The sequence below is a fragment of the Sandaracinobacter sp. genome (assembly GCF_041909755.1).
Lineage (GTDB): Bacteria > Pseudomonadota > Alphaproteobacteria > Sphingomonadales > Sphingomonadaceae > Sandaracinobacteroides.
The window spans coordinates 1-6046 of record NZ_JAYRCW010000124.1 but is presented as its reverse complement, the minus strand read 5'-3'; the positions used below and the strand labels follow the sequence as shown (position 1 = coordinate 6046).

Genomic DNA, 6046 nt, shown 5'->3' with positions numbered 1-6046 from the left:
GCGCCCCGGCGGACGACGCGCCTTCGTCCGGCGATCCTTCGTCCATGATGATCGTGCATGTCTCCATCGACTATCTGGCGGAGGGGCAATATCCCGACGATGTGGACGCCGCGCTGACAGTGACGGAGATCGGCAGATCCAGCTTCCGGCTGGGATTGGGGCTGTTCCAGAAGGGCCGGGCGATCGCGCTGGCCGAGTGCGCGATGGTGAACCTCAGCAACCGCCGCCCCGCCGCCATCGAGGGCGGGCTTCGTGCCGCGCTGGAGGCGCTGAAGCGATAGAAGGCCCGCCGGGCGGCTAGCGCGCGGCGCGGATGAAGGCGCCGCCCAGGATCCGGCCGCCATCGTAGCAGACGGCCGCCTGCCCCGGCGCAACGCCGAACTGGGGTTCGGGGAACAGCAGGTGCGGCGTTTCGCCCCCGAACAGGCGCGCGGCCGCCAGCGGGGCCATCGAGCGCAGCTTCACCTGCACATCGAGCCCGTCGGCGGGGATGGGCCCGGCGAGCCAGTTCAGCGGATCGAGATCGACCCGGCTGACCGCCAGCGCGGACCGGGGGCCGACGACCAGCCGGTTCGCCTCGGCCTCCAGCCGGACGACATAGAGCGGCTCTGCCTGGCCGCCGATTTCGATCCCGCGCCGCTGGCCGACGGTGAAGCCGATGAGGCCGGGGTGGCGGCCCAGCACCCGGCCCGCCATGTCCACGATGTCGCCGGGGCGATCCGCGCCGGGGCGCAGCTTCGTCACGACGGCGCGGTAATCGCCATTGGGGACGAAGCAGATATCCTGGCTGTCGGGCTTGGCGGCAACGCGCAGGCCGAAATGATCCGCCAGCAGGCGCACCGTCGGCTTGTCGAGCCCGCCCAGCGGGAAGCCGAGGCGGGCGAGCTGCGCCGGAGTTGTCGCAAACAGGAAATAGCTCTGGTCCTTGGACGGATCCGCCGCGCGGTGCAGTTCCGGGCCCGATGCGCCTTCGAGTCGCTGCACATAATGGCCGGTCAGCAGCGCCTCAGCGCCCAGATCCGCCGCCACGCCCAGCAGGTCACGGAACTTCACAGTCTGGTTGCAGCTGATGCAGGGCACCGGGGTGCGGCCTTCGAGATAGCTGTCCGCGAAGGCCTCCATCACCTCGGTGCGGAAGGCGGAGGCATAGTCGAGCACATAGTGGGCGAACCCCTGCGCATCGGCCACGGCGCGGGCATCCGCGATGTCGGATCCGGCGCAGCAGGCCCCTTCGCGCGCGGGCGCGGCCTCGTGATCCGAAAGGCGCAGCGTGACCCCGATCGTCTCGCAGCCGTGCCAGTGGGCGATGGCGGCGACCACGCTGGAATCCACCCCGCCCGACATGGCGACGACGACGCGGGTGCCGGGCGCGGGAAGCCGCGCCGAAATGTGACGAAGTGCCTCCTGAACGGCCCCTTCGGGCCCGGATGCTCCCCCGGTAACAATGCTTTGCACCACTTCGGCCACGTTTCGGGTTACCTGACAATCATCGTTGGTCTCAAGGCGGGCACAGACCTGCCGTTGCTTGGGAGAAGGCAGGCAACAGTCCGACGACAGAGGCTGGAGCGCGTGCACCGCGCTTTCGCCCGGGAACGGCCCACATGGGCAGTCCGGGGGGAAAGCACAAGGTGCCTGGATCCGACCGGGGTTTGACTGGCCCCGAAGGAGACGCGGTCCGAAGGCCGGGAGACGCCAGGTGCGGATTGGGCAGGTGAGGCTGCCCGGACCGCGCGGGAAGCGGACACCGGCCGGCGGGAATGGCCCCGACCGCCGGAAGAAGTGGCTGCCGGAAGGCAACGATGGCGGCCGGGTTGCGTGCAACTGCTTTGTCGGAAGAGCAAGGGTTAGACACATGAACGAACAAGAGGCCAAGGCGCTGACGACTGCTGGATCAAGGGCTGCAACGGCCCACAGCGGTGCGCGCGCCGACGATCAACGGCCCCTCTCTGTTCCCGGCCCCATGGGCGGGACGATCACGCTGGAATCGCTTCCCCCGCCCGATACGCGGCGCTGGGTGGTGCGGCGCAAGGCCGAGGTGATCGCAGCCATTCGCGGCGGTCTGCTGACCGCGGCCGAAGCCTGCGCCCGGTATCGGCTGAGCCCCGAAGAGATCGAGCTGTGGCAGGATTCCATCGACCGCGCCGGGGTGCCCGGCCTGCGCGTCACCCGGATCCAGCTGTACCGCGATTATCCGCTGAAGCCCGCCCCTGCGGAAGCGAAGCGGCCCGAGCCGGTGCATCGCGACCTGAGCCGCACCTGGTCGATCTGACCGCCCGAGATTTTGCTGCGGCGCTGCGCCCCGAAGCGGGGGCAGCGGCCGGAAAGGACGACGAGAGATGACGATGATCGACCATGGCGGCCATGATCCGCTGACCGGAATCGACGCGATCCGCGTGACCGGCCGCCGCGAGGCGGATGCGCTGGACAGCCCGATGGGCGCCGGCATCGCCCCGGCCGCAGCACCCGCCCGCTCCCGCTTCCAGGCGCCGAACGGCAAGACCCGGCTGCTGCTGGTGGAGGACGACCGGCTGCTGTCGGACGCCTTGTCCCGCATGCTGGAGATGGCGGGGTTCACCGTCTATGTCACCGGCTTCGGGGAAGATGCGCTGGACCTGGCCCGCGCCTACCGCTTCGACGTGGTGGTGCTGGACCTGACGCTGCCCGATGTGGCCGGTACGATGGTGCTGCAGCAGCTGCACCAGATGCGGCCGGACACGCCGGTGATCATCCTGTCCGGCGAAAGCGCGCTGGAGAGCAAGATCGAGAATTTCCTGGAAGGCGCGGATGATTACATCACCAAGCCGTTCCACCGCGACGAGCTGCTGGCCCGCATCCATGCGGTGCTGCGCCGCGCCCGCGCCGCCTCTCCGCAAGAGGTGGTGTTCGGACCGCTGGTGCTGGACCTGGTGACGCACCGCGCCGCCGTCCATGGCGTGCCGGTGCCGCTGACGGGGAAGGAATATGCCTGCCTGGAGTTCCTGGCGACGCGCCGGGGCATGACGGTGACGAAGGAGATGTTCCTGGCGCACCTGTATGGCGGGCAGGACGAGCCGGAGATGAAGATCATCGACGTGTTCATCTGCAAGCTGCGCCGCAAACTGTCTGACGCCGGGGCGCCCCCGGTGATCGAGACGGTCTGGGGCCGGGGCTACACCATCGCCAACGAGGCCTGACGGCCTCACCCCGTTTTCGGCGCCATGGCGCCTGCATTCCTGCCCCGTTCAGGCGGCAGCGGCTATCCTGTTTCTCGAACATCCAGGGTTGGATGAGCTTCGGGCCTGACCGTGCCAATGGCGCGCGTCAGGCCCTTCTTTTGCGCGCCTCGGCCAGCGCGCGGATGATGCCGCGCAGGGTCCGCACCTCTTCCTGGGTGAAGTTCGGCCGCGTGAGAAGCCGGGCCAGCGTGCGGCGGGTGGCGGGCGTGCGATCGGGCACATGATAATAGCCGGCCGCATCCAGCGCCTGATCCAGATGGGCGATGAGGCCTGCGACTTCGCCATGGGGGGCAGGCGCATGTTCGGGCGCCGGGGCGGGCGCGGGCGCGGCGGCCTGGAACCATTCATAGCCCAGCAGCAGCACCGCCTGCGCAAGGTTCAGCGACCCATGGCCGGGGTTCACCGGGCAGGTGACGATGGTGGCGACGGGGGCGAGATCGTCCGCCGTCAGCCCTGAACGTTCCGGCCCGAACAGGATGCCGGATTTCAGCCCCTTCGCCGCCGCCTCGCGCATCATCGCCGCCGCCTCGCGCGGGGTGACGACGGGCTTCGGCATGTCGCGCGGGCGCACGGTGGTCGCAAAGGTCAGGTGACAATCCGCCAGCGCCGCCGCGACGCTGTCATGCACGGTCACCGCTTCCAGCACATGATCGGCGCCCGCGGCCGGCGGGCCGGCTTCGGGGTTGGGCCAGCCGTCGCGCGGCTCCACCAGCCGCAGCTGATCCAGCGCGAAATTGCCCATGGCGCGGGCGGCCATGCCGATGTTCATGCCCAGCTGCGGGCGGACGAGGATGAATGCAGGCGCCGTCATGGCGGGGCCGATGCACCAGCGGGGCGCCCGCGTCGAGTCCGGCGCTGGCGGGCGGGCGCGCCAGCGGCTATGCGCGCCGCCATGACAGAGCAGCATCCGATCATGCACAGGCTGGCGGCGCTGCCCCGGCTGCTGGCCTTCGCCGTCGCCGTCGGTGCCGGCGCCCTCGGCGCGCTGGGGTTCGAACCGGTGGGCAGCATCGCCGGGCCGGTGCTGGGGCTGGCGCTGCTGCTGCTGTTGCTGGCGGCCCGGCCGCGCGGGCAGGCCTTTGCGCTGGGGCTGGGCTTCGGCTTCGGCAATTTCCTGTTGGGGCTGACCTGGATCGCGACGGCCTTCAGCTTCCAGTCCGCGATGCCGGTGTGGATGGGCTGGGTGGCGGTTGCCGGGCTGTCGCTGTTCCTGGCGCTCTATATCGGCCTTGCGGCCCTGATCGCGCGGCGGCTGGCGGCGCGGCTGGTACCGCTGGCGCTGATCTTCGCGGGCCTGTTCGCGCTGGCGGAAATCGGGCGCGGGCTGCTGTTCACGGGCTTTGCCTGGAATCCGATGGGTGCGGGCTGGCTGCAGCTGCCGGGCGTGGCGCAGCTGGCGGCGCTGGTGGGGGCGAACGGGCTTTCGGCGCTGGCGGTGATCGCGGGCGGCAGCCTGGCCGCGCTGATCGCGGCGCGGGGCGAGGCGGGACGGCTGCCGCTGATCCTGGCCTTTCCGCTGCTGCTGGGGATCGGGCTGGGCGTGCCGCGCATCCAGAAGCCGCTGCCGCCGCCCACGGGCACGAAGCTGCTGCTGGTGCAGACGGGGGTGGGAATCGCGGACAAGCATCAGGACGGCGGCTTTCAGCGCAGTGTGGAAGCAGCCGTGCTGCGCACGCGGCTGGCCCTTTCCGGCGGGCTGAAGCCGGACCTGGTGATCTGGCCCGAAGCGACCGTTGAATATCCGCTGGAGGAACTGCCGGACCTGCGGCGCGAGCTGGTGGCGGGCCTTCCCGAACAGGCATCGCTGATGACGGGCGGCGTGGCGCTGTGGCGCGATGCGGACGGCAGGATCACGGCCGCCGCCAACAGCGCCTATCTGCTGGACAGCCGCGGCGGGATCCGCGCCCGATACGACAAGGCGCATCTGGTGCCGGGGGGGGAGTATCTGCCGCTGCGTGCCATCGCGGAGCCGCTGGGGCTGGCCCGGCTGGTGCCCGGCGCACTGGATTTCCGGCCCGGCGACGGCCCGGTGACATGGCGCTTCCCGCCGCTGCCGGGGATCGCGCCCAACATCTGCTATGAAATCATCTTTCCCGGCGCGATCGTGGACCGGGCCGACCGGCCTGACCTGATCGTCACCATCTCGAACGACGCCTGGTTCGGCCCATCCGGCCCGCCGCAGCATCATGCGCAGGCCCGGCTGCGCGCCATCGAGGAGGGGCTGCCCGTGGCGCGGGTGACGCCCACGGGCCTGTCCGGCCTGATCGATCCGCGCGGCGGGCTGGTGGAAACCCTGCCCAGGGGCGTCGCCGCGCATGCGCTGGTGGCGGCGCCCGCGCCGCTGAAACCCACGCCGTTCGCGCGGCTTGGCCTGCTGGCGCCGGCGCTGTTCGCGCTGCTGCTGGCGGGATTGGGGTTGATGCTCAACCGCAAAAAGACATAAATAATTCTTTATATCCATTGCAAACAGGCGGGTGAAACGGTAGCGGCAGGCCAGGTACCAGAGGAGCCCCCATGCCCCGCAGCAGCTTCATCTTCACGTCGGAATCGGTGTCGGAAGGCCATCCGGACAAGGTCGCGGACCAGATTTCGGACACGGTCGTCGATTTCATGCTGGCGAAGGACCCGCAGGCCCGGGTGGCGTGCGAGACGATGGTGACGACGAACCGCATCTATCTGGCGGGGGAAATCCGCTGCAAGGGCGTGTTCGACCTGGACGCCCACCCCGACACCGAAGGATGGGCTCCCGGCGTGCGGGACGAGATCGAGCAACGAGTGCGCGGGACGATCCGCGCCATCGGCTCTGAGCAGAAGGGTTTCCACTGGCAGAC

General features: G+C 70.0%; 7 protein-coding genes. 5 read left to right on the top strand and 2 right to left on the bottom strand.

Features of this window, described 5'->3' with window-relative positions; genetic code table 11:
- A partial coding sequence (locus ACE3O8_RS12565) for an acyl-CoA thioesterase (protein ID WP_374390255.1) occupies nucleotides 1-281 on the top strand: 281 nt, incomplete at its 5' end.
- Nucleotides 282-297: 16 nt separating this feature from the next.
- Here the strand turns inward: ACE3O8_RS12565 and mnmA are convergent.
- Nucleotides 298-1389: a tRNA 2-thiouridine(34) synthase MnmA gene (gene mnmA, locus ACE3O8_RS12560; protein WP_374390259.1), complete on the bottom strand. Its 1092-nt coding sequence runs from the start codon at nucleotides 1387-1389 to the stop codon at nucleotides 298-300.
- A gap of 487 nt (nucleotides 1390-1876) precedes the next feature.
- Between mnmA and ACE3O8_RS12555 the strand changes: the two genes are divergently transcribed.
- Together ACE3O8_RS12555 and ACE3O8_RS12550 are read left to right on the top strand one after the other, a co-directional pair.
- Nucleotides 1877-2269 carry a DUF1153 domain-containing protein gene (locus tag ACE3O8_RS12555; RefSeq protein WP_374390257.1) on the top strand — a complete coding sequence of 131 codons (393 nt, stop codon included), beginning with the start codon at nucleotides 1877-1879 and terminating at the stop codon, nucleotides 2267-2269.
- Nucleotides 2270-2336: 67 nt separating this feature from the next.
- On the top strand, nucleotides 2337-3173 hold the full coding sequence (locus ACE3O8_RS12550; RefSeq protein WP_374390253.1) for a response regulator transcription factor: 837 nt from the start codon (nucleotides 2337-2339) through the stop codon (nucleotides 3171-3173).
- Between the two features lie 127 nt (nucleotides 3174-3300).
- On the opposite strand, the gene ACE3O8_RS12545 is transcribed toward ACE3O8_RS12550, so the two are convergent.
- A complete protein-coding gene (locus ACE3O8_RS12545; protein ID WP_374390251.1) occupies nucleotides 3301-4026 on the bottom strand; it encodes an RNA methyltransferase in 726 nt (241 codons plus the stop codon).
- 81 nt (nucleotides 4027-4107) lie between these two features.
- Here ACE3O8_RS12545 and lnt point away from each other — a divergent pair, with 81 nt between their 5' ends.
- Nucleotides 4108-5658 carry an apolipoprotein N-acyltransferase gene (gene lnt / locus ACE3O8_RS12540; RefSeq protein WP_374390249.1) on the top strand — a complete coding sequence of 517 codons (1551 nt, stop codon included), beginning with the start codon at nucleotides 4108-4110 and terminating at the stop codon, nucleotides 5656-5658.
- Between the two features lie 71 nt (nucleotides 5659-5729).
- Nucleotides 5730-6046, top strand: a 317-nt coding sequence (locus tag ACE3O8_RS12535) for an S-adenosylmethionine synthetase N-terminal domain-containing protein (protein WP_374390247.1), incomplete at its 3' end; no start/stop codon positions are given.

Excerpts from the sequence above, each read along its gene's own strand:
- ACE3O8_RS12550 (WP_374390253.1), top strand. The coding sequence starts at position 2,337 with ATGACGATGATCGACCATGGCGGCCATGATCCGCTGACCGGAATCGAC.
- ACE3O8_RS12545 (WP_374390251.1), bottom strand. The coding sequence starts at position 4,026 with ATGACGGCGCCTGCATTCATCCTCGTCCGCCCGCAGCTGGGCATGAAC.
- lnt (WP_374390249.1), top strand. The coding sequence starts at position 4,108 with ATGACAGAGCAGCATCCGATCATGCACAGGCTGGCGGCGCTGCCCCGG.